Annotated in this window: 23 protein-coding genes and 1 pseudogene; 15 read left to right on the forward strand and 9 right to left on the reverse strand. The window is 67.0% G+C overall.

The features are described from left to right. Nucleotides 1–42: 42 nt before the first annotated feature. From QGN32_RS03095 to QGN32_RS03110, 4 genes are read left to right on the forward strand one after another with little or no spacing between them, the layout of a single operon-like run. Nucleotides 43–1,146 (forward strand): phosphotransferase, encoded by a 1,104-nt coding sequence (locus tag QGN32_RS03095; RefSeq protein ID WP_326547210.1) that lies wholly within the window; start codon nt 43–45, stop codon nt 1,144–1,146. 20 nt (nt 1,147–1,166) lie between these two features. After that, on the forward strand, nt 1,167–1,712 hold the full coding sequence (locus QGN32_RS03100; protein WP_326547211.1) for a TetR/AcrR family transcriptional regulator: 546 nt from the start codon (nt 1,167–1,169) through the stop codon (nt 1,710–1,712). Between the two features lie 31 nt (nt 1,713–1,743). Further along, nucleotides 1,744–3,240, forward strand: a complete 1,497-nt coding sequence (locus tag QGN32_RS03105; RefSeq protein WP_326547212.1) for an aldehyde dehydrogenase family protein — start codon at nt 1,744–1,746, stop codon at nt 3,238–3,240. 11 nt (nt 3,241–3,251) lie between these two features. Beyond that, complete coding sequence (locus QGN32_RS03110; protein ID WP_326547213.1) at nt 3,252–3,686, forward strand: nuclear transport factor 2 family protein; 435 nt, start codon at nt 3,252–3,254, stop codon at nt 3,684–3,686. Between the two features lie 70 nt (nt 3,687–3,756). Here the strand turns inward: QGN32_RS03110 and QGN32_RS03115 are convergent, their stop codons facing one another. Together QGN32_RS03115 and QGN32_RS03120 are read right to left on the reverse strand one after the other, a co-directional pair. Continuing rightward, nucleotides 3,757–4,359, reverse strand: coding sequence for a TetR/AcrR family transcriptional regulator (locus tag QGN32_RS03115; protein WP_326547214.1), 603 nt, complete (start codon nt 4,357–4,359; stop codon nt 3,757–3,759). A 38-nt stretch (nt 4,360–4,397) separates the two neighbouring features. Next, a complete protein-coding gene (locus QGN32_RS03120; protein ID WP_326547215.1) occupies nt 4,398–4,796 on the reverse strand; it encodes a hypothetical protein in 399 nt (132 codons plus the stop codon). 170 nt (nt 4,797–4,966) lie between these two features. Between QGN32_RS03120 and QGN32_RS03125 the strand changes: the two genes are divergently transcribed. The 3 genes and pseudogenes from QGN32_RS03125 to QGN32_RS03135 all read left to right on the forward strand — a co-directional run bounded on the left by QGN32_RS03125 (nt 4,967) and on the right by QGN32_RS03135 (nt 7,334). After that, nucleotides 4,967–6,328 (forward strand): aromatic ring-hydroxylating oxygenase subunit alpha, encoded by a 1,362-nt coding sequence (locus tag QGN32_RS03125; RefSeq protein WP_326547216.1) that lies wholly within the window; start codon nt 4,967–4,969, stop codon nt 6,326–6,328. A 28-nt stretch (nt 6,329–6,356) separates the two neighbouring features. Further along, nucleotides 6,357–6,882, forward strand: a pseudogene (locus QGN32_RS03130) (hypothetical protein). Beyond that, nucleotides 6,879–7,334, forward strand: coding sequence for a hypothetical protein (locus QGN32_RS03135; RefSeq protein ID WP_326547217.1), 456 nt, complete (start codon nt 6,879–6,881; stop codon nt 7,332–7,334). Before QGN32_RS03130 ends, QGN32_RS03135 begins: the two are co-directional and overlap by 4 nt. Before the next feature lie 131 nt (nt 7,335–7,465). On the opposite strand, the gene rlmN is transcribed toward QGN32_RS03135, so the two are convergent. Together rlmN and QGN32_RS03145 are read right to left on the reverse strand one after the other, a co-directional pair. Continuing rightward, nucleotides 7,466–8,677 (reverse strand): 23S rRNA (adenine(2503)-C(2))-methyltransferase RlmN, encoded by a 1,212-nt coding sequence (gene rlmN, locus QGN32_RS03140; RefSeq protein ID WP_326547218.1) that lies wholly within the window; start codon nt 8,675–8,677, stop codon nt 7,466–7,468. A 36-nt stretch (nt 8,678–8,713) separates the two neighbouring features. After that, nucleotides 8,714–9,166: a MarR family winged helix-turn-helix transcriptional regulator gene (locus QGN32_RS03145; protein WP_326547219.1), complete on the reverse strand. Its 453-nt coding sequence runs from the start codon at nt 9,164–9,166 to the stop codon at nt 8,714–8,716. A 108-nt stretch (nt 9,167–9,274) separates the two neighbouring features. Between QGN32_RS03145 and QGN32_RS03150 the strand changes: the two genes are divergently transcribed. The 6 genes from QGN32_RS03150 (at nt 9,275) to QGN32_RS03175 (ending at nt 18,551) form a co-directional block, all read left to right on the forward strand. Continuing rightward, a complete protein-coding gene (locus QGN32_RS03150; protein WP_326547220.1) occupies nt 9,275–10,333 on the forward strand; it encodes a glucose 1-dehydrogenase in 1,059 nt (352 codons plus the stop codon). Between the two features lie 2 nt (nt 10,334–10,335). Beyond that, nucleotides 10,336–12,156, forward strand: coding sequence for a glycoside hydrolase family 15 protein (locus QGN32_RS03155; protein ID WP_326547221.1), 1,821 nt, complete (start codon nt 10,336–10,338; stop codon nt 12,154–12,156). Between the two features lie 117 nt (nt 12,157–12,273). Then, complete coding sequence (locus QGN32_RS03160) at nt 12,274–14,067, forward strand: thiamine pyrophosphate-requiring protein (protein ID WP_326547222.1); 1,794 nt, start codon at nt 12,274–12,276, stop codon at nt 14,065–14,067. Next, on the forward strand, nt 14,064–15,206 hold the full coding sequence (locus QGN32_RS03165; protein WP_326547223.1) for an enolase C-terminal domain-like protein: 1,143 nt from the start codon (nt 14,064–14,066) through the stop codon (nt 15,204–15,206). Before QGN32_RS03160 ends, QGN32_RS03165 begins: the two co-directional genes overlap by 4 nt. A 19-nt stretch (nt 15,207–15,225) precedes the next feature. Beyond that, nucleotides 15,226–18,123, forward strand: coding sequence for an FAD-binding and (Fe-S)-binding domain-containing protein (locus QGN32_RS03170; RefSeq protein WP_326547224.1), 2,898 nt, complete (start codon nt 15,226–15,228; stop codon nt 18,121–18,123). Beyond that, nucleotides 18,120–18,551 (forward strand): ANTAR domain-containing response regulator, encoded by a 432-nt coding sequence (locus QGN32_RS03175; protein WP_326547225.1) that lies wholly within the window; start codon nt 18,120–18,122, stop codon nt 18,549–18,551. Before QGN32_RS03170 ends, QGN32_RS03175 begins: the two co-directional genes overlap by 4 nt. On the opposite strand, the gene QGN32_RS03180 is transcribed toward QGN32_RS03175, so the two are convergent. The 4 genes from QGN32_RS03180 to QGN32_RS03195 all read right to left on the reverse strand — a co-directional run bounded on the left by QGN32_RS03180 (nt 18,481) and on the right by QGN32_RS03195 (nt 21,579). Beyond that, the gene (locus tag QGN32_RS03180; RefSeq protein ID WP_326547226.1) at nt 18,481–19,359 is read right to left on the reverse strand and encodes a phosphatidate cytidylyltransferase; all 879 of its coding nucleotides are present in this window, start codon (nt 19,357–19,359) and stop codon (nt 18,481–18,483) included. The genes QGN32_RS03175 and QGN32_RS03180 overlap by 71 nt on opposite strands. Then, nucleotides 19,359–19,916 carry a ribosome recycling factor gene (gene frr / locus QGN32_RS03185; RefSeq protein WP_326547227.1) on the reverse strand — a complete coding sequence of 186 codons (558 nt, stop codon included), beginning with the start codon at nt 19,914–19,916 and terminating at the stop codon, nt 19,359–19,361. The genes QGN32_RS03180 and frr overlap by 1 nt, the downstream gene beginning before the upstream one ends. Nucleotides 19,917–19,995: 79 nt before the next feature. After that, nucleotides 19,996–20,697, reverse strand: coding sequence for a UMP kinase (gene pyrH / locus QGN32_RS03190; protein WP_326548905.1), 702 nt, complete (start codon nt 20,695–20,697; stop codon nt 19,996–19,998). A 204-nt stretch (nt 20,698–20,901) separates the two neighbouring features. After that, nucleotides 20,902–21,579 (reverse strand): class I SAM-dependent methyltransferase, encoded by a 678-nt coding sequence (locus QGN32_RS03195; RefSeq protein WP_326547228.1) that lies wholly within the window; start codon nt 21,577–21,579, stop codon nt 20,902–20,904. Nucleotides 21,580–21,615: 36 nt separating this feature from the next. Between QGN32_RS03195 and QGN32_RS03200 the strand changes: the two genes are divergently transcribed. Together QGN32_RS03200 and QGN32_RS03205 are read left to right on the forward strand one after the other, a co-directional pair. Next, nucleotides 21,616–22,050, forward strand: coding sequence for a MarR family winged helix-turn-helix transcriptional regulator (locus tag QGN32_RS03200; RefSeq protein ID WP_326547229.1), 435 nt, complete (start codon nt 21,616–21,618; stop codon nt 22,048–22,050). Nucleotides 22,051–22,070: 20 nt separating this feature from the next. Beyond that, nucleotides 22,071–23,195 carry a glycerate kinase gene (locus tag QGN32_RS03205; RefSeq protein WP_326547230.1) on the forward strand — a complete coding sequence of 375 codons (1,125 nt, stop codon included), beginning with the start codon at nt 22,071–22,073 and terminating at the stop codon, nt 23,193–23,195. On the opposite strand, the gene QGN32_RS03210 is transcribed toward QGN32_RS03205, so the two are convergent. Further along, nucleotides 23,187–24,608, reverse strand: coding sequence for an amidase (locus tag QGN32_RS03210; RefSeq protein WP_326547231.1), 1,422 nt, complete (start codon nt 24,606–24,608; stop codon nt 23,187–23,189). The two genes, QGN32_RS03205 and QGN32_RS03210, sit on opposite strands and share 9 nt — an antisense overlap. Nucleotides 24,609–24,635 lie beyond the last annotated feature (27 nt).

The following is a 24,635-nucleotide window of genomic DNA, read 5'->3' on the forward strand; positions in this document are numbered from 1 at the left end:
ACACCTTCTTTACATTTACTGACAACTTTGTAAACTAGCGTGGTGAAGCACGCTGCGCCGGTCGTCGGCCTTGCCGCACATCTGGGCCGCGGGGTACAACGTATCGCCACCGACGCCGCCATCGGCGGGCTCCGATCACTTCCGCGATCCGTGTCCGAGCTCGATGCGACGGCCATGTCGCGGATCATCGGCCGTCGGGTGACCGCGGTGTCGGTACTCAGCGGCGACACCGGCACCTCGTCGCGCGCCCGCCTCGCCCTGGGCGGCGACGACGTCCCGCCGACCGTGTTCGTCAAGCTGGCCGCCGAGACCGTCGCCACGCGGCTGATGGGCGAGATGGGCCGGTTGGGCGCCACCGAAACCCGCTTCTACCGGGAACTCTCGCCGCGGCTGTCCGGGCTGCCGGCGTATCACGGCTCGGAGTTCGATTCGGTGACCGGGCGGTACGTGCTGGCCCTGGAGGATCTGCCCGCAGACGAGTGCGAGTTCCCCGACACCCTGCACCCGATCAGCGCCGACCGGGCGGCGAAGATCGTCGAACTGCTGGCGAAGCTGCATGCCACCTTCTGGAACCGGGTGCCCGGCTGGCTCTACACTGCGTCCGGCGACACCGCGTCGCTGCTCACCGGCCCGCTGCTCAAGACGTCGGCGCGCCGCATCGCCGAGCGCACTGACATCGACGTCGAGGCCGGACGATTCATCGACGAGAACTACCGCGCCGTGGCCCGGCTCATCGACGAACCGCCGCACACCGTCATGCACGGCGACGCTCATCCGGGTAACGTCTACTTCCGCAACGGCGAGGCCGGGCTGCTGGACTGGCAGGCCGTGCGGCGCGGGCATCCCAACCGCGAACTGGCATACACACTGGTCACCAGCATGGCGCCGGCGGACCGCCAGGCGCACCAAGGTGAGCTGCTCGACGTCTACCGCCGGGCGTTGGCCGCCTGCGGCGGACCCGAGCTCGACCGCACCGAGCTCTGGGACCGGTACCGGCAGGGCGCGCTCTACGCCTACGTCGCCGCGCTGATCACCGCCGGCATGGGCGGTATGCAGGACGAGGACATCGCGCTCGAGGGCCTGCGCCGCGGCGTCGCGGCCCTGGAAGATCTCGACACGATCGCCGTACTCCAGAAGTCGATGTGAGTTCGATCTACGCTTGCCACGTGAACGAACCGCTGCGCGACGCGCTTGGGCACGAGGACACCTCGACCCAACACCGGATACTCGTCGCGACAGCGGAGGTGCTCGCCCGCAGCGGGCAGACCAAGCTCAGCCTCTCGGAGGTCGCGCTCCAGGCCGGAGTGTCCCGGCCGACGCTGTACCGCTGGTTCGCCTCCAAGGAGGAACTGCTCGGCGCGTTCGGTGTCTACGAACGCGACCTCTTCGACAACGGCATCAGCAAGGCGACGGCCGGCTTGCGGGGCGCCGAGAAGCTCGACGCCGCGCTGCGGTTCATCGTCGACTACCAGCACTCGTACTCGGGTGTGCGGCTGGTCGACATCGAACCCGAGGTGGTCATCGCCCAGCTGACGAAGATCATCCCGGTGATGCGGGCGCGGCTGCAGAGACTGCTGAGCGGCCCCAACGCAGCGGTCAAGGCGGCCACCGCAATTCGCGTCGCCGTCTCGCACTACATCGTCCGCAGTGACGACGACGATCAGTTCCTGGCGCAACTGCGGCACGCCACCGGGATCAAGGCGAACGGCTGACACTCGCGCAAAAATTTGTAAAGCTGTCCGCATGACCCAGGTAGAGACCGACACCGGCGTGCTTGCCGGCGACGAGCGGATGCTGATCGACGGCGAACTGCAGACCACGGCCGGCGGAGCGACGTTCGATGTGATCCATCCGGCCAGCGAACAGGTCGCGGGGCGGGCCACCGACGGAACCGTCGAGGACATGGCGCGGGCCGTCGGCGCCGCGCGGCGGGCCTTCGACGAGACCGACTGGTCACGGGATCTGGACTTCCGCCACCACTGTCTGACCCAGCTGCACGAGGCGCTCGAACGCAACAAGGAACGGCTGCGGCGGATCCTCATCACCGAGGTCGGCTGTCCGGTTTCGGTGACCGGCAGCCAGATCGAGAGCCCGATCGAGGAGGTCAAGCACTGGGCCGAGCACGGCAAGAACTTCGAGTACCTCGTCGACAACGGTGTGCACGACACGCCGCTGGGGCCGGCCCGGCGCAAGATCCACTACGAGCCGGTCGGCGTGGTCGGTGCGATCACGCCGTGGAACGTGCCGTTCTACCTCAACGTTGCCGAGACCGTGCCCGCGCTGATGGCCGGCAACACCGTCGTCCTCAAACCCGCCCAGCTGACCCCGTGGTCGGGCAGTGAGTACGGCCGCATCGTCGCCGAGGAGACCGACATCCCGGCCGGTGTGTTCAACGTGGTGGTGGCAGGCGCCAACGAGGTCGGGGCGGCGTTGTCGGCCGATCCGCGGGTCGACATGATCACGTTCACCGGGTCGACCGCGACCGGACGGGCGATCCTGGCCGCCGGTGCGTCGACGGTGAAGAAGACGCTGCTGGAGTTGGGCGGCAAGTCGGCCCACATCGTGCTCGACGACGCCGATTTCAACTCCGCGCTGCCGTTGGCGGCCATGATGGCGTGCGTGATGTCCGGCCAGAGTTGCATCCTGCCGAGCCGGATTCTGTTGCCGCGCAGCCGCTACGACGAAGGCATCGAGATCCTCAAGACGATGATGGAGGGCTTCCCCGTCGGCGACCCGTGGACCCCGGGCAACATGCAGGGCCCGCAGATCAGCGAGACCCAGCGCCAGAAAGTGCTCGGACTGATCAAGAGCGGCATCGACTCCGGCGCACGGCTGGTCACCGGCGGCGGTATCCCCGAGAACCTGCCGACCGGTTACTACACACAGCCGACCCTGCTGGCCGATGTCGATCCCAATTCACAAGTGGCGCAGGAGGAGATCTTCGGCCCGGTGCTCACCGTCACGCCATACGCCACCGACGACGAGGCGATCGCCATCGCGAACAATTCGATCTACGGGCTGTCCGGTGAGGTCAGTGGCGCCGACGTGGACCGAGCGTTCGAAGTGGCCTGCCGCATGCGCACCGGCAACGTCACGATCAACGGCAAGAGCCACTTCGGCATCAACAGCCCGTTCGGCGGCACCAAGCAGAGCGGGCTGGGCTACCGCAACGGCGAAGAGGGATACAAGGAATATCTCGAGGCCAAGACGATCGGCATGCCCGAAACGGTCGAACCGTGAAGCAGGCATTGATGAACGATCGGCAGGTCCGCGACGAACTTGACATCGCCGCGCTGCTGCACCGCTACGCCCGCGCGGTAGACACCAAGGACTGGGAGCTGTACCGCTCGGTGTTCACCGACGACGCGCACATCGACTATTCGTCGGCCGGCGCGGTCGTCGGGAGCCGGGACGAGGTCGTCGACTGGTTCGCCGCGAATTTCGGCGTGATTCCATGGAGCATGCACCACATCACGAACATAGAGGCCGACGTCGAAACTGGCCCCGATGGCGACAACGCGCGGGTGCGCGCGATGTTCTACAACCCGATGCAGCTGCCCGGCATGTCCGAGCCCAGCTTCTGCGGCGGCTATTACCACCACGAACTCGTGCGCACTCCCGACGGGTGGCGCAGCCGCCGCCTGGTCGAGGAGAACGTCTGGTTCACGAATCCGCCCGGATCGTGACGCTGAGATCGACGTTTTGGCGGAAATGTGCGAGCTAAACCCGCCAAAACGGAGGTCTCGATGCGACCGGTCAGTCGCCCGCCGGGACGATGCTCGAAACGATCAGCTGCAGATAGGGCCGGTAGAGGTCGGCCCCGTCGAGATGGCTGCCAAGGGTGACACCGTCGTTGACCGCGAGGATCAACTGGGCCAACGTGTCGGCGGGCAATGTGAGTGTCGCGCCCAACCGTGCGACGTTCTTGCTGATGAACTCACCGAGCGATCGGATCGTTTCGCGCCGCTGCGCGCCGAGACGTTCACGCGCCTCGGAGTTTCGCAGAAGGTACAGCGTGAGTTCGTAATTCAGGGCAGCCCGATTTGGATCGCTACCCACCTCACGCCAACGGTCCGCGAGTTCGTCGACGCTGAGCTCGTCCAGCCGCGCGAACGACTGGATGATGTCGTTGAACCCGTCGAGGAACCGCTGCCGCTGCCGGTCCACGACCGCCAGAAACAACTCCTCCTTGGCGCCGAAGTGTGAGTAGATCGCCCCGCGGGTGTAGCCGGCCACGTCGGCGATGTCCTCCAGGGCGGCGCCGGTCAGACCCTTGCGTGCGAATACGTCCTCGGCGGCGTCGAGCAGCAGATTACGGGTGTGCTCGAGACGCCGCTCCCTCGTCCACCGCTCTGGCATCCGCCGATCCTCCCACAGTGTCGTGCGACCACGGACCGTCACGGCGACGCCAGCGCCGATGCCTGGGTGTGCGCGCATTCTCGCGCCACCAAGAAGTTCGACGACGGACCAAGCCAGAACGTCTCGAGATCGACGATGGTCGGCGGCAGACCGGCGGCGAGTAACGCCCGAGCCTTGAACGCACGGGCCGCGCGGCTGACGCGGTGACGCACGCAGCCGTGCCGGTAGCCAACGGCGCCGTGTACGACCAACGCATCGGCCTCGACGGTCGACGCGCGAGTGGTCACACCGATGATCGACAAACTCCGAGCATGGTCGAGGTTCGGAACCCGCACCGTTACCGTCCAGCCGGCCATCGCCCGGTCGCAAAGCCAGCCGCCCGCGACCCTGATCAACTCCACGGCCTCCGCGGCTTCGACGTCCAGCACACAGTCCATCGCCGGTTCCTTCCTGTCAGGCCGGGCGCCTAACCGCGACGTAATATGACTCAAGCCACTTTCATACATTGTTGTATATAGAATACGTCGATGTATAGTGACTGTCGTCACAGCCGCAAGACGCGTGTAAGTGCACCACACAGCCCAGTTCCCTGACCAGGAGGTTGGCAATGACACAGGTGATCCGCTCCGGCGAGTGGCTCAAGCCGGATTCAGGAATCGGCCTCGGCCTCGACGACGTCAAGCCCGGGACCTTCAACATGAGCATCTCGACGGACCGTTACACCTCCCCGGAGTACGCCGCGCTCGAACGCGAACGCATCTGGTCGCGGGTATGGCAGGTCGCAGGGCGCGTCGACGACCTGCCCAAGGTCGGTGACTGGAAGCGGTATCAGATCCTCGACCAATCCTACGTCATCGTCCGCGGCAAGGACGAGAAGCTGCGAGGCTTCGTCAACGCGTGTCGGCACCGAGGAAACATGCTCTGCATGACCAACACCGGTAATGCCAAGCGCGGCTTTCTGTGTCAGTACCACCTGTGGTCCTACGACCTGGAGGGCAAGCTGCGCGGTGTGCTGCGGGAGAACCTGGCCGGCCAGGTCGACAAGAGCGACAACTCGCTGCTGGAGGTCTCGGTCGACACCTTCGGGGGGTTCATCTTCCTCAACCCGGACCCCAACGCTCAACCGCTACGGGATTATCTGGGCGACACGGTGATCGAACTGCTCGAGCCCTACCACCTCGACCAGATGACCACCGTCATGGACGTCTGCGAGGCGCTCGACTGCAACTGGAAAGTCGTCATGGACGCCTTCGAAGAGGGCTACCACATCAACGGGATTCACCCGCAGTTGCTCGCCGTCCTCAACATCGACCCGGCGACCACCCGCTACCAGTTCTTCGACAACCACAGCGTTGCCGTCGCACCGTTCGAGGTGCAGGGCGCCGGTGCGCAGAAGCAGGTCGACGGCATCATGGCCCTGCCCGAGACGTTCCCAGGAACCGCCGCGGTGATCCCGCGGTTCTCCGAACTCGTCGCGCCGTACCAGGGTGCGGACGGTGAGGTCGAATTCCCCGACGGCGTCACGGCACGCCGTCTGCTGCAACAGGCCACCCGCGACACCCTGACGGGCATGGGCCTCGACGTCAGCGGGCTGACCGACGACCAGATGAGCGACAACCAGGGCTGGGTGCTGTTCCCGAACTTCTTCATGACCGTCCGGGCAGGCGAATGCCACATCATCATGGCGGTGCCGCATCCCGACGGCGACCCGAACCGCTGCATCTGGCACGTCAGCAGCTACATGTATCTGCCGGCCGAACACCGAGACGCCTTCCGCGCGGAGCTGATCGAGGTCGACGATCCCGGCAGCTACAAGTATTTCGAGGCGCTGAACCAGGACTACGTCCAGATGCCCCGCCAGCAGAAGGGTTTGCGCAACAACCGGCTCGATCACATGTCCTTGGTGAAGGAGGAAGTCGTCATCGGCCACTTCCACTCCGTCGTCGACCGATACATGGCCGATGCCTGACGAGCATCTCCAAATGCGAAAGGAATCAATGACTCTCGAAGAGCGCATCGTCCGCCATGCACGGGATGGCCGAAGCTTATCGCGATGCATACCTGCGTCAGGGGGTGAAGGACGGCGAGGCGTTCGCAGGCACATGGAAGTTCGCGGCCGACGGGGTGTACGTCTCGCCGTACTTCACCGGTGACCAGGTGTTCAAGCTCAGCGAGTTCCCGTCCGACACGGCACGTGCGTCGACCCTCGAGGCCAAGGTCTACTCGTTGAGCTTTCCCGACTGGAAACCGGCTTCGTTCAACTATTGGCCATCGGAGAATGGGTTGGTGATGAAGACACGGTGGGAAGGCCATACCGCTGACGGCGCCGAGATGGGCTTCTACTCCTACAGTTTCCTGGAGACCAACGACGATTGCGAGATCACTCGCTGGGAGACCCACGTCAACGACGAGTACAACGCATTCCTCGACGTCGCGATCGGCGTGCACGGGCCATTCCACGGCGCCGGTGAGTACCTCGAGGCATTGGAGCGCCGCCTGGCCGAATCGGAGGTGCGGGCGTGACGACCCTGGACGAAATCCTCGCAACGGCGACCGGGCGGTCGCGGATCGTGTTGGAGTACAGCCGGATCACCGAGCGTCTCGTGGAGGCCGCCAAGAACCCCGACTTCACCTCCGCGGACTGGGCGCCGCTGGCGGAGCTGATCGACGTCGACAACTTCGTGCGAGTGGGGCCTTTCAAAGAGGTGATGGACTGGACGTCCTACGTGGAGTTCCTGACCAACTGGGCGAAGTCGTCTGAGTGGAACTGCACGTTCCAGCGCCTGACCGAGACTCCTGACGTGGTGTTCCTCGAACTGGAGGAGCGCAGCCACATGGGTGACTTCAGCAGCGTGGTCAACAGTGTGTCGGTGTATGAGTTCAACCCCGACAACAAGGTTCGGCGCATCGCTGTTTATCTGCAGATGGCGCTCCCCGCTACCGGCTCCGTGCCGACGTTTGACGGCGCCGGGTAAGACGATCCGCCGACTGAAGTCCTCGCGCATGAACGGCCCGCGCTCTAAGCGGTTGATCGCTCGCACCCGATGCGTGGGATCAACCGGTTAGTACGACACGACCGCTCGGAAGCGGCGAGCCTGAGCGATTGTCAGCCCTGCGCCGCCAACTGGCCGCACGCAGCGGCGATTTCGCGGCCCCGAGTGTCGCGCACGGTGCACGACACGCCACGTTCGCGGACCCGGCGAACGAACTCGCGTTCAGCGGGTCTGGGGCTGGCATCCCACTCACTGCCGGGCGTCGGGTTCAGCGGGATGACGTTGACATGGGCCAGCGGACCCAGCGCGCCGTGTAGCCGCTTGCCCAAAAGGTCGGCGCGCCACGGCTGGTCGTTGACGTCGCGGATCAACGCATACTCGATCGACACTCGCCGGCCGGTCGCGTCCGCGTAGTACCGCGCGGCGTCGAGCGCCTCGGACACCTTCCAGCGGTTGTTCACCGGAACGAGCGTGTCGCGCAGTTCGTCGTCCGGGGCGTGCAGCGACAACGCCAGTGTGACGCCGAGCCGTTCGTCGGCGAGCTTGCGGATCGCGGGCGCCAACCCGACCGTCGACACCGTGACCGAGCGGGCCGAGATGCCGAAGCCGTGGGGAACGGGCGCGATGATCCGTCGCACCGCGGCGAGCATCCGGTTGTAGTTGGCCAGCGGCTCGCCCATGCCCATGAACACGATGTTGGACAGCCTGCCGCCACGGGGCGATCCCGCGATTTCCCCGCGCGCGGTGCGCGCAATCCAGTCCCCGCGCGCGGTGCGCGCAATCCGGTCCCCGCGCGCGGTGCGCGCAATCCAGTCCCCGTCGCGGTCGCGGAGTTCGACGGCTGCCGCCCGCACCTGCTCGAGAATCTCGGCGGTCGACAGATTGCGCTTGAGTCCCCCCTGGCCCGTCGCGCAGAACGGGCAGGCCATTCCGCACCCCGCCTGTGACGAGATACAGACCGTGTTGCGCTGCGGGTAGCGCATCAGCACCGACTCGAACGTGGTGCCGTCCACCGCGCGCCACAGCATCTTGCGCGTCTCGCCCGCATCGGTCTCGACCTCGCGAACCGCGTCGAGCAGTTTCGGGAACAGCGCGTCGGCAACCTGGTCGCGCACCGAGGCCGGCAGATCGGTCATCTGGTGTGGGTCGGCGATCAGCCTGCCGTAGTACTGGTTGGCCAACTGCTTGGCCCGGAAAGCCGGCAGCCCGAGCTCGCCGACGGCAGCGGCGCGGCCCGCCTCGTCGAGGTCGGCGAAGTGCCGCGGCGGCATGGCGCGGCGCGGCGGATCGAACACGAGCGGCAGCGCCGCGGAAGGTTCAGACATGGGCTCAACCCAGTATTCCATTGCCCGGCGCACGGGTCAGATCAACGCGTGCCGGTGCTCCTCGGAGGGTTCGCCCGCGGCGGTCGCAAAGTCGTCGAGGACGACTGTCAGCAAGTCTCGCCGCTCCGCTGGCATCTGCCGCAATACCCGCCGGATTGCGTTGCGGCGGTGATGGATCACGCGGTCGATCAGATCTTGGCCGTCGGCCGTCAACGTGAGGGCGATATTGCGCCGGTCGGCCGGATCATCGCGCCGGTCGACCATGCCGACCTTGAGCAACCGGTCGCAGATCCGACTGGCGTTGGAGGGGCTGACCTGAAGACCCGCCGCGACGCCGGCAAGGTTCATCGCACCTCGGGTCGCAATCATCATCATGACCCGCAGCTGGGGCACTGTGACCACGTCGTCAGCTATGGAGATCGAGGCCGCGGTGATGCCCACCAGCGCCCGCGACGCCCGCATGACCGACTCGACCTGTTCGCTCGTCACAGCGCCGCCGCGACCTGCCATTTCCTGCCTCACTTCCGGTTGTCGGTCGTTATCAAAGCGCAATTATTGGGTGTTTGCAATTACTGCGCAGCGGCAAGTCATCTCCGTATGCAGGCACTGACGATAAGGCCCGGCAATGCGGGGTCGCTCACCGTCGACGATGTCGAAGAACCGCGCCGCGGACCCGACGAACTGCTGGTCGACGGCCTGGCGATCGGTGTGTGCGGCACAGACAAGGAGATCGCAAGCGGACACTACGGGTGGGCGCCACCCGGGCGCGACACGCTGGTGCTCGGACATGAATCCCTGGGGCGGGTGGCCGAGGCACCGCCCGACAGTACGTTTTCCACCGGCGACCTGGTCGTGGGTGTGGTGCGCCGGCCTGACCCGGAGCCGTGTCGGGCCTGCGCGCACGGCGAGTTCGACATGTGCCGCAACGGCCGCTACACCGAACGCGGCATCAAGGAGATCGACGGCTACGGCAGCAGCCGCTGGCGGGTGGAAACCGATTACGCGGTCGCTCTCGACGAGAACCTGGCCGACGTTGGAATGCTCATGGAGCCGACCACGGTGGTGGCCAAAGCGTGGGAGCAGGTGAGACGGGTAGGAAAGCGGGGATACTTCGATCCCGAGCGGGCGTTGATCACCGGCGCCGGGCCCATCGGACTGCTGGCCGCCCTGCTGTCGGTCCAGCAAGGTTTCGACACCCACATCCTCGACCGCGTCACCGACGGCCCCAAGCCCGGTATCGTCGCTGCGCTGGGCGCGACATACCACCACGACGACATCGACGACGTCGCCTCCCGACTACAACCGGATGTGGTGATCGAGGCGACCGGAGCCGGGCCGGTGGTCTTCGGGGCCATCGCCAACACCTCCACCTACGGCATCGTCTGCTTGACCGGGGTGTCGCCCAGGGGACGGCGGTTACAGATCGACGCCGGTGCGGTCAACCGCGAACTGGTGCTGGAGAACGATGCCGTGGTCGGTTCGGTCAACGCCAACCTGCGTCACTACCGCCAAGCCGCCGAGGCGCTGGCCAAAGCCGACAAGGACTGGCTGGCCAGCCTGATCACCCGGCGCGTGCCGCTGGCCCGGGCCCGCGAGGCGTTCACCGCCGGGCCCGACGACGTGAAGGTGGTCATCACGCTCGACGACGCAAGCTGACAATGAGTGCGATCGAGGACTACGCGCTCATCGGAGACCTGCAGACCGCGGCGCTCGTCGGGCGCGACGGAGCCCTCGACTGGCTCTGCCTGCCCTACTTCGACTCACCGGCCTGTTTTGCGGCGCTCCTCGGCGGCCCCGACGCCGGCACCTGGCGGGTGGCGCCCGCCGCGGGCGGCCCGTCCACGCGGCGGCGCTACCGCGACGACTCGCTCGTGCTCGAGACCGAATGGGACACCGAGCAGGGATGCGTCCGGCTCATCGACTTCATGCCGCCGCGCGGGACCGCCGCTGATGTGGTCCGCATCGTCGAGGGCGTCAGCGGCACGGTCCCGATGACGTCGACGCTGCGTCTGCGGTTCGACTACGGCCATGTCGTGCCGTGGGTCCGCCGCCGCGATAACGGCCTGTCGGCCATAGCCGGTCCGGACGCGGTTTGGCTGCGCACGCCGGTTCGTACGGAAGGACGGGACCTGACGACGGTTGCCGACTTCACCGTCGCCGAAGGCCAACGCATTCCGTTCGTGCTCACTCATCAGCTGTCCCATCTGCCACCGCCGCGGCCGGTCGACGCCGAGCGTGCCCTGGCGGAAACCGCCGGCTGGTGGAGCGACTGGATGGCGCAATGCCGCTACAGCGGGCGGTGGCAACCCGAGGTACGGCGGGCCCTGCTGCTGCTCAAGGCGCTCACCTTCGCCCCCACCGGCGGCATCCTGGCGGCGGCGACGACCTCGCTGCCCGAGCAGGTCGGTGGCCCTCGCAATTGGGATTACCGCTACTGCTGGCTTCGGGATGCCACGTTCACGCTCCAGGCGCTGCTCGGCACGGGCTTCGTCGACGAGGCGCGGGCCTGGCGGGAGTGGCTGGTGCGCGCGGTCGCAGGCGATCCCGCAGACCTGCAGATCATGTACGGCGTCGACGGGCGGCGGCGGCTGCCCGAATTCGAACTGCCATGGCTGGCCGGCTACCAGAGCTCGGGCCCGGTCCGGGTCGGCAACGCCGCCGCTGCTCAACTGCAACTCGACGTGTGGGGCGAAGTGCTCGACGGGCTGCACCTGGCCCGGGACTTCGGTCTGCCGACCGACGACACCGCCTGGGACGTCCAGTGCGCGCTGCTCGACTTCCTGGAGGGGAACTGGACGGACGCCGACTGCAGCCTGTGGGAAATCCGTGGCCCGGCACGTCACTTCGTGCATTCCAAGGTCATGGCGTGGGCGGGAGTGGACCGGGCGGTGCGGACCGTCGAACACCATCACCTGCCCGGGCCGCTGCGGCGATGGCGCGGGCTGCGCACGGAGATCCACGACGACATCTGCAACCGTGGCTACAACGCCGAGCGCGGATCGTTCACCCAGTCCTACGGGTCCGACCACCTCGACGCGGCGCTTCTGCTGTTACCCCGCGTCGGCTTTCTGCCGTACGACGATCCCCGCATCGTCGCCACCATCGAGGCCGTACGAACCGAACTCGACTGTGATGGACTGCTGTTGCGATACCACCCGGAGAAGAGCGACGACGGCCTTCCCGGTGGCGAAGGCGTATTCCTCGCATGCAGCTTCTGGCTCGTCGAGGCGCTCTGCGGCATCGGGCGCACCGAGGAGGCCACCGCGCTCTACGAGCGATTGCTGCGGCTGCGCAACGACGTGGGAATGCTGAGCGAGGAATACGACCCGAAGGCCCAGCGGCATCTCGGCAACACGCCCCAGGCGTTCAGCCTCGTCGGATTGATCAACGGCGCCCGACAGCTCAGCGGTCACCACACGACCACGTCCGCACGCCGCAGTCAACAGCGTCTTCACCCCGACGGACGACCCGACGAGTAGCCCAGCCGATGCCGAAGTCTTATTTAATTCCCAGGACGCAATCGTTGCTGACAAGCAACCAAAGGCGTAGGACGGAGACAGCGGCCTATGCACGGATCGATCCAAAGAGGAGCAGCCATGCCTGATCAGACCGTCGCCGACTTCCTGCTCGACCGGTCACGCGCCTGGGGGGTACGCCAAGTGTTCGCCTATCCCGGCGACGGGATCAACGCGATCCTGGCCGCCTGGGTCCGCGCCGACGACAGCCCCCAATTCATCCAATCCCGCCACGAAGAAATGAGTGCCTTCGAAGCCGTCGGCTACGCGAAGTTCAGCGGTACCTTCGGAGTCTGCATGGCGACGTCCGGTCCCGGTGCGGTACATCTGCTCAACGGCCTCTACGACGCCAAGCTCGACCACGTACCCGTGGTGGCAATCGTCGGACAGACCAACCGCAGCGCCATGGGCGGTTCCTATCAACAGGAGATCGACCTGCTGAGCCTCTACAAAGACGTCGCCGCGGATTACGTGCAGATGGTCACGGTACCCGAACAACTGCCGAACGTTCTCGACCGTGCCATCCGCACCGCGATCGGCCGGCGCGCCCCGACTGCACTGATCATTCCGGCCGACGTGCAGGAATTGTCGTACAGCCCACCCCGACACGCCTTCAAGATGGTGCCGTCGAGTCTCGGTGTCGACTGGCCCGCCGTCAGCCCCGACGACGCGGCGATCGGCCGGGCCGCCGAGATCCTCAATACGGGAACGAAAGTAGCCATGCTGGTGGGTAACGGCGCGCGCGGCGCCGAAGCCGAACTGACCGAGGTCGCCGAGCTGCTCGGCGCCGGAGCGGCCAAACCGCTGTTGGGCAAGGACGTGTTGTCCGACGAACTGCCCTGGGTGACGGGTTCCATCGGCCTACTGGGTACGCGGCCCAGCTACGAGCTGATGCGCGACTGCGACACGCTGCTCACCGTCGGATCGAGTTTCCCCTACTCCCAGTTCCTCCCCGACTTCGGACAGGCCCGCGGCGTTCAGATCGACATCGACCCCACGCTGATCGGTATGCGCTACCCCTACGAAGTCAACCTCGTCGCCGACGCGAAAACCGCTCTGCGCGCATTGATTCCGGAGCTGAAACGCAAATCCGATCGGTCGTGGCGCGGCACGATCGAGTCGAACGTCAGCCGCTGGTGGGAGACCATGGCCAAGGAGGCCGGGGTCGGCACCGACCGGGTCAACCCGCTGCGCCTGTTCTCCGAATTCTCCGCGCAGCTGCCCGAGAACGCGATCGTCACCGCCGATTCGGGGTCCGCCGCCAACTGGTATGCCCGGCAACTCCGGTTCCGGCCCGGGATCCGCGGGTCACTGTCGGGAACGCTGGCGACGATGGGCCCCGGCGTTCCTTACGCGATCGGCGCCAAATTCGCCCACCCCGACCGCCCCGCAATCGCATTCGTGGGCGACGGCGCCATGCAGATGAACGGTATGGCCGAGCTCATCACCATCAAGCACTACTACCAGCAGTGGTCCGATCGGCGGCTGATCGTGGCGGTCCTGCACAACAACGACCTCAACCAGGTCACCTGGGAAATGCGTGCCATGAATGGGTCGCCGAAATTCGCCGCATCCCAAACACTTCCGGATGTGGACTTCGCCGGCTTCGCCACCAGCCTGGGGCTCAATGCGTACACCGTTCGCGACGCCGACGAGTTGGCCGGCGCGTGGCGTTCGGCGCTGTCGGCCGACCGCCCCACCGTCCTCGACGTACATACCGATCCCAACATGCCGCCCATCCCGCCGCACGCCACCTTCGAACAAGCCAAGGCGACCGCCACCGCGGTGCTCAAGGGTGACGAGGACAGCCGGGGCTTCATCAAAGAAGGCCTCAAGACCAAAATGCAAGAGTTCTTACCGCATTCACGCTCATGACCGCCGGCACCGACAACGCCGCCCGCGCGGACGGGGCGGTCCGCCCAGCCGAGGCGGTGACCGGACTGCACGCGGCGGCGTACACCATTGCCACCGAAGCCCCCGAGGCCGACGGGACGCTGGCCTGGGACCACACCACGCTGATCATCGCGCGCGCCGACTGCGGGCAGGTCACCGGAACGGGATGGACCTACGGGCATCCGGCCTGCGTCGACGTCATCACCGAAAACCTCGCCACCCACGTCGTCGGGCGCGACGCGCTCGCCGTCGGCGCGGCTTTCGATGCCATGGCCAAAGCGGTGCGCAACATCGGACGGGGCGGCATCGCCGGGCAGGCGCTCTCCGCGGTCGACGTCGCGCTGTGGGACCTCAAGGCCAGGCTGGTCGGCACGCCACTGCACCGCCTCGTCGGTGCTGTCCGTGATGCCGTTCCGGTATACGGCAGCGGCGGATTCACCACCTACCACCATCATCAGCTGCGCGACCAGCTGACGGGCTGGGTGCGCGATCTCGGCATTCCGCGCGTCAAGATCAAGATCGGACAATCGTGGGGAACGTGCACCGCACGCGATGTTTCCCGGATGCACCAGGCCCGCGCCGTGATCGGCGAGGGCGCCGAACTGTTGGTCGACGCCAACGGCGCCTACACCGCCAAACAGGCCGTCCGGCTGATGTCGACGGTCGCCGAGCTGAATATCACCTGGCTGGAAGAGCCGGTTTCCTCCGACGACCTCGCGGGGCTGCGCGCTGTGCGCGACGCGGTCGCCGCCGACGTCGCCGCCGGCGAATACGGTTATCGCCTAACGGATTTCGTGCCGCTGTGTTCGGCGGTCGACTGCCTGCAGGCAGACGCGTCGCGATGCGGCGGGGTGACCGAATGGCTGCGGGTGGCCGCCCTGGCGGCCGCACACCACCTCGACATTTCCGCCCACTGCGCGCCGTGGCTGCACGCGGCGATCGGCGCGGCGACACCCAACCTGCGCCACCTCGAGTGGTTCCACGATCACGCCCGCATCGAGACCCGCTACTTCGAGGGCGCGACGCCGCCCGTCAACGGCGTGCTCCGACCCGACCCCGCCAGCCCCGGTCACGGCCTCGCCGTGCGCAGCACGGATCTCGAACCCTACCGCGTCCGTTGACACCGAAGGACTTTGGATCATGAGCGTTCACCCGCCGCTGCTCTACGACAAGCTCACCGCCGAACTCGACCGCCACATCGCAGGGGAGGTCCGCTTCGATCCGGGGTCGCGGGCCGCCTATTCCACCGACGCGTCGAACTATCGCCAGGTGCCGATCGGCGTCGTCGTGCCCTATACACCCGACGACGCCGTCGCGGCGATCGCGGTGTGCCGCGACAACGACGTCCCTGTGCTCTCCCGCGGCGGCGGCACCAGCCTCGCCGGGCAGTGCTGTAACGCCGCCGTGGTGCTCGACTGGAGCAAGTACTGCACCCGCGTGCATGCCGTCGACACCGACAACGGCACGGCCGTCGTCGAACCGGGTATCAAACTCGACGTCCTCAATGACCACCTTGCCGCTTCCGGCTGGATGGTCGGGCCCAAACCCTCCACCCATGTCAGCTGCACAATCGGCGGAATGATCGGCAACAACTCCTGCGGCTCCACCGCGCAGGCCTACGGCAAGATGGTCGATTCGGTTCGCGCGCTGGAGATCCTGACGTACGACGGCGTGCACCGCTGGGTCGGCGACGCCGACGACGCGGAGGTCGAGCGGGTGATCACCGCGGGCGGTCGTGTCGGTGAACTCTATGGCGGGCTGCGGTCGATCATCTCCGATTACGCCGAGGACATCAGGTCGCGCTACCCAAACATCCCGCGCCGGGTATCGGGTTACAACCTCGACAGCTTGTTGCCCGAGAACGGGTTTCACCTCGCCAAGGCTCTGGTCGGCAGTGAGAGCACGCTGATCACTGTGACGCGCGCGGAGATCGACCTCGTCCGCCGGCCCGCGGCAAGTGCGCTGGTGCTGTTCGGGTTCGACGACATCGCGGACGCCGCGGACGCCGTGCCGGCCGTTCTGGAGCACGAGCCGGCCGCCTTGGAGGGGCTGGACCATCGGCTGGTCGAACTCGAACATTCCCGACGGCTCGCCGAGCAGGCGCTGCACCAACTCCCCCGCGGTCACGGCTGGCTCATGGTGCAGATGGATGGGCACGACCAGGATGACGCCGACCATCGCGCCAAGGCCCTGATCGAGGCGCTGCAGAAAGTGGCGAACTGCGACGCCGCCGTGCTGGACGATCCGGTGCGCAAGAAGCAGGTCTGGGCCGCCCGTGAGGCCGGCCTGGGAGCGACGGCATATCCACCTGTCGGCCCGGAGACACACGAGGGGTGGGAGGACGCGGCGGTCCCCCCGCAGCGGCTGGGCGACTACCTGCGCGACTTCCGCGCCCTCCTGGACCGCTACGACTACGGAACATCCTCGCTCTACGGGCATTTCGGGCAGGGCTGCGTACACACCCGGATCCCGTTCGACCTGCGCACCTCCGACGGAATCGCCACCTACCGCCGGTTCGCCCACGACGCCGCCCACCTCGTGGTCGACTACGGCGGGTCGCTGTCGGGTGAGCATGGCGACGGCCAGTCGCGCGGCGAGCTGCTGCCGATCATGTTCGGGCAGCGTGTCGTCCACGCGTTCGAGAAGACCAAGGCACTGTTCGATCCCGGCAACCACATGAACCCGGGGAAGATCGTCAAGCCGTACCGCCTCGACGAGAATCTGCGGTTCGGCACCGGGTATCTGCCGATCGAGCCGGCGACCGCCTTCGCCTACGCCGAGGACGGGCACCGCTTCTCGCATGCCGCCGCACGCTGCGTCGGTGTCGGAAAGTGCCGCGGCGACGAGTCCGGGGTCATGTGCCCCAGTTATCGCGCCACCGGGGAGGAGCACCACTCGACCCGCGGCCGGGCCCGACTGCTGTTCGAGATGCTGCAAGGCGACGTGATCACCGACGGCTGGGCCTCGACCGAGGTGCGCGACGCTCTCGACCTGTGCCTGGCCTGCAAGGGCTGCCTGAGCGACTGTCCGGTCAACGTCGACATGGCAACCTACAAGGCGGAGTTCCTCTTTCACCACTACCGGCACCGGCTGCGCCCAATGGCCCACTACTCCATGGGGTGGATTCCGCTATGGGCGCGGCTGGCCGCGGCGGCGCCTCGTGCGGTCAACGCGGTGACCCATGCGCCGCGCCTCGACGCGGCCGTCAAGGCCGCCGGAGGAATCGACGCGCACCGCGACGTACCGCGGTTCGCCGCACAACGTTTCACGCGGTGGTGGCGCAAGCAGCCCCACCCGACCGGTGCCCGCGGCCCCGTGCTGCTGTGGCCGGACACGTTCACCAACAACTTCGATCCGGCCATCGCCCGCGACGCGGTCGAGGTGCTGCAGGCGGTCGGCTTCACCGTGACCGTCCCCGACCGCGCGCTGTGCTGCGGTCTGACGTGGATCTCGACAGGTCAACTCGGCGTCGCGAAGAAGGTTCTGGGCAGGACGCTGCGGGCATTGCGGCCGGTGCTGCGCGCCGGTACCCCGATCCTGGTGCTGGAACCGAGTTGCGGCGCGGTGTTCCGCTCGGATGCGCTCGATCTGTTGCACGGCAACGAGGACGCCCACCGACTCGCGGCGCAGACCTACACGATCGGCGAGCTCCTGCACCGCAAGGCGCCGGACTGGCATCCCCCTCGAACCGGCGGCCACGCGGTCGTACAGCCCCACTGTCACCAGCACGCGGTGCTGCATTACACGCATGAAAAGGAACTTCTCGACGACGCCGGCGTAGACGCACACATCCTCGACGCCGGATGCTGCGGCCTGGCAGGCAATTTCGGCTTTCAACGCGGTCACCACGACGTCTCTGTCGCCTGCGCCGAGGACAAACTGCTTCCCGCCCTGCGCGATCTGGATTCCGACACCGCGGTGCTCGCCGACGGGTTCAGTTGCCGGACACAGATCCGCGATCTGGCCGGCCACTGCACTCCCCGGCACACCGCTTCCGTCCTCGCCGGCGCCATCCGACCCCGAAAGGAGCAGCAATGACGCAAACCCTCGACATGTCCGGCGCAGACCGATCCGCAGTCACGGTATCCGCCGACGAGACCGAGCAGCTGCGCCTGCAGCTCGCTCAGCTGAAAGAGAAGCTGGCGAGCCAGCCCGTGATCGAGCAAGCCAAGGGCATGCTGATGCAAACCTATGGTCTTTCCGCCGACGAAGCGTTCGACCTCCTACGCATGCTGTCCCAGAACAGCAACGTCAGATTGCGCTGGATTGCCCGTTGCGTCGTCGAGTCCTGGACGCGCCGCGGCCCTCGCGCCGACTTCGACGCCGCTTCTGAATTTCTGCTGACGCTGCGTGACCGGCTCAGGACTCACCACGCCACGGCGGGGGCCAGAGCGACTACGTCAGCAGCGTCAAGACCACCCAACCCGCCACGGCCGACGGAAGCATTGCGTCGATGCGGTCCATGATGCCGCCGTGCCCCGGCAGCAGGGTGCCCATGTCCTTGATTCCCAGGTCGCGTTTGACCTGCGACTCGACCAGGTCGCCAAGCACGCCCGTGATGACGAGCATCAGTCCCAGCGGCACGCCCACCCACGGCGGCTTGTCCATCAGGAACGTCACCGACAGCACCGCGGCCGCGACGCCGAACAGCAGCGAGCCGCCCAGCCCCTCCCAGGACTTCTTCGGGCTGATCGCCGGCGCCATCAGATGCTTGCCGAACAACACACCGGCCGCATAGCCGCCGATGTCGGCGAAGACCACAGTGGCGATCACCGTGAACACCCGGCCGCCGCCGTGGTCCTGGAAGATCAGCAACGCGCTGAAGCTCGCGAACAACGGCACCCACGTCGCCAGCAACACGGCGGCGGCGATGTCGCGCAGGTAGTTGACCGGCTGCTGCCGGAGCCCGTGCCCGACCAGCCGCCACACCATACAGACGACGATCGTCCCGCCGTAGGCGCCGAGCACGCCGGCCGGACCCGCCGGCCAGCTCAACCAGATCATCGCCTGGCCGCCGAGCAGCAGCGGAAGAGCCGGAAGGTCGTAGCCGGCCTCGCGCAGCCGGCGGATCACCTCGTGGGTGGCGATCGGGATGAAGACCGCCAGCACCGGCAGCCACCCGATCGGCCAGAACAGCAGCGTGCCGATCGCCATCCCACCGAGAAGGACGCCGACCCCGATCGCGGCGGGCAAGTCGCGACCCGCCCGCGACTTCTTCTTGGGCGGTTCGTCGACCGGCGTCTCTGCCACGGGACTCTTGTGCTGTTTGGTCACTAGACCTCCAGCAGCTCGCCTTCTTTGTGCTTGACCAGTTCGTCGATCTGCGTGGTGTAGGTGTGAGTCGCCTTGTCGAGATCCTTCTCCGCGCGCCCCACCTCGTCCTCGCCCGCTTCGCCGTCCTTCTTGATGCGGTGCAGTTCCTCCATCGCCTTGCGGCGGATGTTGCGCACCGACACCTTGGCGTCCTCGCCCTTGGCCTTGGCCTGTTTGACCAGGTCGCGGCGGCGCTCCTCGGTCAGCTGCGGAATGGCGACGCGAATCACGTTGCCATCGTTGGTGGGGTTCACCCCGAGGTCGGAGTTGCGGATCGCATCCTCGATATTGCGCAGTTGGCCCGCCTCATACGGCTTGATCACCACCAGCCGCGCCTCGGGCACGTTGATACTCGACAGTTGCGTGATCGGTGTGGGAGATCCGTAGTAATCGACGTTGACGCGCGCGAACATGCCAGGGTTGGCCCGGCCGGTGCGGATCGACGACAGGTCGTCACGTGCGACCGACACCGCTTTCTCCATCTTCTCCTCGGCATCGAAGAGGGTTTCGTCGATCACGGTCCTACTCCTTCGTCGGCGTGCGTCCTTCACCGGGTCCCGGCGTGCACAACTGCGCTGCCGTCTCCTTGCGCGGGTGTCAGCTGGTGACCAGTGTCCCGATCTTCTCACCCGCGACCGCCCGCGCGATATTGCCATCGGTGAGCAGGTTGAACACCAGGATCGGCATGCCGTTGTCCATGCACAGGCTGAATGCGGTGGCGTCGGCCACCTTGAGGCCGCGGTCGATGACCTCGCGGTGGCTGATCTTGGTGAGGAGTTCGGCGTCGGGGTGCTCCCGCGGGTCAGCGGTGAAGACGCCGTCGACGGCCTTGGCCATCAGCACCACCTCGGCGCCGATCTCCAGCGCGCGTTGCGCGGCGGTGGTGTCGGTGGAGAAGTACGGGAGGCCCATACCCGCTCCGAAGATGACCACGCGGCCCTTCTCGAGGTGACGCACCGCCCGTAGCGGTATGTACGGCTCTGCGACCTGCCCCATCGTGATCGCTGTCTGGACTCGGGTGGCGATCCCTTCCTTTTCCAGGAAGTCCTGCAGGGCAAGGCTGTTCATGACGGTTCCGAGCATGCCCATGTAGTCGCTTCGGGTGCGCTCCATGCCGCGCTGCTGCAACTGCGCACCGCGGAAGAAATTGCCGCCGCCGATGACCACGGCCACCTGCACGCCGCTGCGGACCACTTCGGCGATCTGGCGAGCCACCAGGTGCACGACATCGGGGTCGAGGCCTACCCCCCCACCGCCGAACATCTCGCCGCCCAGCTTGAGCAGCACGCGGTTGTACATCGGGCGGCTCGAACCCGGGGATGCCTCGGCTCCGTTGGGACTGGTCGGATCCGGAGCCGCCCCGGCGGCGATATTGGGGTCCGGAGCCGCTTGACCGGCGACATTGGGGTCCGCCATCCGACTCCTTCGGGGTCCTCGCTGAGATGCCCCTCATCCTGCCTCATGACCGACCGAACGGCCGCGACTGGGTCGCGACTCGCCGAGTCAGCCCGGCAGGTGAGCGCTCAGCAGCCAGCCAGGCACGGATTTGCGCCCTTTCGGCTCATCGCGCACGTCGGTGACGGGGAAGAACTCCTCGAAGCCATCCGGGAAGACGGCGTGGATGCGCGCGGGCCTGATCTCGTCGATCGTCCAGTACTTCGAGACGACGTCGCGCAACTCGTCCTCGGTGACGGGGTTGGCCGGCCCCTCGGGCATCCCGGACCTGTCGAACACCAGCACGAAGTACGAGGCTCCGGGCGCCGCGGCCCGCACGATCGAGCGCTGGTACCCCTCGCGCAGTCCGACGGGCATCGAGTGAAACAGCGTCGAGTCGACGATCGTGCCGAACCGGCCGTCGTAACCGCCGAAGCCGCTGATGTCGGCGACCTCGAAACTGGCGGCGGCCAGCCCGCGCTTGGCGGCCTCCTCTCGAGCCAACTCGATCGCGGTCGGCGATTGGTCGAGACCGACGGTGGTTACGCCCCGTTCGGCCAGATACAAGGAGATGGCCGCCTCGCCACATCCGGCGTCGAGGACGTCGCCGTGGAATTTGCCTTGCTCGATTAGGGCGGCGAGCTCGGGCTGCGGTTCACCGATGCTCCACGGTGGCTTCGCGCCGCTCATCTCGGGCATTTCGCCCTTGTATGCGCTATCGAACATCTCGCCAGTCGGTTCCGTCATGACTTGTTGATATCAATGTGGTTGATATATGTCAATATGATTGATATGGATGGGCCGCTGGAGGATCAGCCGCTGGGCTTCCTGCTGTCGCGGGTGGCGAATGCATTGCGCGCCGAAGTGACCGCGACGGTCCTGGAACCCATGGACGTGGCATTCCCCCAGTACCTCTGCATGCGAATCCTGTCGCAGTACCCCGGGCGGTCCAATGCCGAACTGGCCCGCGACTTCAACGTCTCCCCGCAGGCGATGAACATGGTGCTGCGCGGTCTTCAGAACCGCGGCCTGGTCACTCGCCCGGCACGTGTGCCGTCGGGCCGCTCACTGCCGGCACAACTCACTCCGGAGGGGCGGAAATTGTTGAAACGCACCGACGCCGGTGTGCGCGCGGCCGAGCGCAGGCTGATGACCAACCTCACGCAGCGCCAACAACACGAGTTCAAACAGATTCTCGCAGCGCTCGGAAAGGACTGAGTTCTGCCAGACTACGGTCCATGAAGATCGTCCTGGCGCCGGACTCGTTCAAGGAGTCAATGACCGCGCCGGAAGCTGTCGCGGCGATGCGCGCCGGCGTGGCGGCGGTACTTCCGGAGGCAGAAGTCGTCGGCGTACCGATGGCGGACGGCGGCGAAGGCACCGTCGACGCCGTCGTCGACGCACTGCACGGCCAGCATGTCGAGGTAGCGGTGTCCGACGCGCTCGGACGCACCGTCGCCGCCCGATACGGCTATGTGCCGCTGCGTCAACTCGCGGTGATCGAGATGGCGGCCGCGGCGGGTCTGGAACTCATCCCACCCGGTCGACGAGACATTCTGCGCGCCAGCACGTTCGGTGTGGGTGAACTGATCCGATCCGCGCTGGACCGTGGCGCCGAGGATTTCCTGATCGGGCTGGGCGGGTCGGCCACCAACGACGGCGGGACGGGCATGCTCACCGCGCTGGGTGCGAAGTTCCTCGACGCCGACGGCGAACCGTTGGCACCGGGCGGCGCGGATCTCGTCCGGCTCGAGCGCATCGACCTGACCGGTCTCGATCCCCGCCTGCGCGACGTGTGCATTCGCGTGGCATCCGACGTCACGGCGCCGCTGCTGGGACCCAGCGGTGCCAGCGCGGTGTTCGGGCCGCAGAAGGGGGCCGGTCCGGCCGAGGTGGCGCGACTGGAGTCGGGCCTGTCCCGGCTGGCCACCGTCGCCTCCGCGACCCTCGGCGGCACACAACCACAGCGCCCCGGGGCGGGCGCGGCGGGGGGGACGGGCTTCGCACTGGTCGAATTCCTCGGCGCGGTAAGCAGACCCGGCGTCGAAGAAGTCGCCGAAACCGTCGCGCTCGAGCGGGCGCTGCTCGGCGCGGACTGGGTGTTCACCGGTGAGGGTTGCGTCGACGCGCAGACCGTCATGGGTAAGACGCCGTTCGGCGTCGCCCAGGCGGCGGCTCGCGCCGGGGCACGGGTGATCATCTTCGCGGGCCGGGTCGCCCCCGACGCCGCCGTGCTGCTGGATCACGACGTCGAGCGACTCGTCGCGATCACCGCTCCCGGTACGCCGATCGAACAGGCGCTGTGTGACGGCGCCGAGTCGCTGACCCGCGCCACCGCCGAAATCTGCCGCGACCTAGCTTGAGGCGGATCGGTCCTGGATGCGTCGCCAGGGCCGGGCCTCCTCGAGTTCGTACGCCAACTGCAGCAGCCGACCCTCCTGGCCGACCGGCGCGGCGAACATCATCCCGACCGGCAGACCCGACGCGGACTCGGCCAGCGGCAGCGAGATCGCGGGCTCGCCGGTGACGTTCTGCAGCGGTGTGAATGCCACCCACTCGATGAGGCGATCGATGATCTGCTGATAGTCGAGCGTGGGGTCGAGGTGACCGATCCGCGGTGTGACCTCGGCAAGCGTCGGGGTCAGCACGACGTCGTGGATCTGGCTGAGCCGCGAGGTGATCTGGCGCACCCGCGAGAGCCGCGCGATCGTCGACGGCAACCGGTGCAGGTTGCGCGATGCGTTGCGATCGAGCCCCAGAGTCAGGTTGTCCAGACGCCCGCGGTCGAAAGTGGGGCCGAACGTGCGGCGTCCCCCGCGAACGAGCGCGAACGCCAGAAACGACCAATACAGCAGGAAGTCGTCAATGAAACGTGACGGCACGGGGTTGTCGATCACGCTGACCTGATGGCCCAGCTCCTCGAGGAGGGCGGCATTCTTCAACGTCAGCTCGTGTATCTCCGGACTGGCCGCCCGCGCGATCGACTGGGTGCATACGGCGATTCGCAGTCGCTGCATACCGGGACCGGAGACGTCGCCGATCGCGGGCAGCCGCGGATTGCGATACACCCGCTCTATCTCACGGTAGAAGGCCGCGGTGTCGCGCACCGAGCGGGTGACGACACCGTTGGCGACGATGCGCAACGGCATCTGCCGCAGTTTCTTGTCCAGCGGCAGGCGACCACGCGAGGGCTTGAGTCCCACCAAACCGTTGCAGGACGCGGGAATTCGGATCGAGCCGCCGCCGTCGTTGGCGTGTGCGATCGGCACCACCCCGGCAGCGACGAACGCCGCGGACCCCGACGACGACGCGCCCGCGGTGTGTTCGGGATTCCACGGATTGCGCACCGGGCCCAGCCGGGGATGCTCTGCCGAAGCGCTGAAGCCGAACTCGGACATCCGCGTTTTGCCGAACGGCGCCAGGCCCGTCGCGAGGAACGAACGCGCGAAAGCGCCGTGGCCCCGCTCCGGGCGCGGATCCCACGCGTCGGTGCCGTTCATCGTCGGCATGCCGGCGACCGCGACGTTGTCCTTGAGGAGGGACGGCACGCCGTTGAAGTAGCCGCCGTAAGAGCGTGCCGCGGCGGCGCGAGTCCGCGCCTGGTCGAACGCCTCGTAGGCCAGCCCATCGAGCGCCGGATTGACGCCCTGCGCTCGGGCGATCGCCGCGTCGACCAGTTCGGCTCGCGATACCGCGCCGGACTGCAACGCCTCAACCAGACCGACAGCGTCGAGATCGCCGAGAGCATCGTCGCCGAAGGCATGAATGCGACCCATGCAACGACGGTACCAACTCGTACCGCG

Origin of the sequence: Mycolicibacterium sp. ND9-15 (assembly GCF_035918395.1) — a bacterium.
GTDB lineage: Bacteria > Actinomycetota > Actinomycetes > Mycobacteriales > Mycobacteriaceae > Mycobacterium.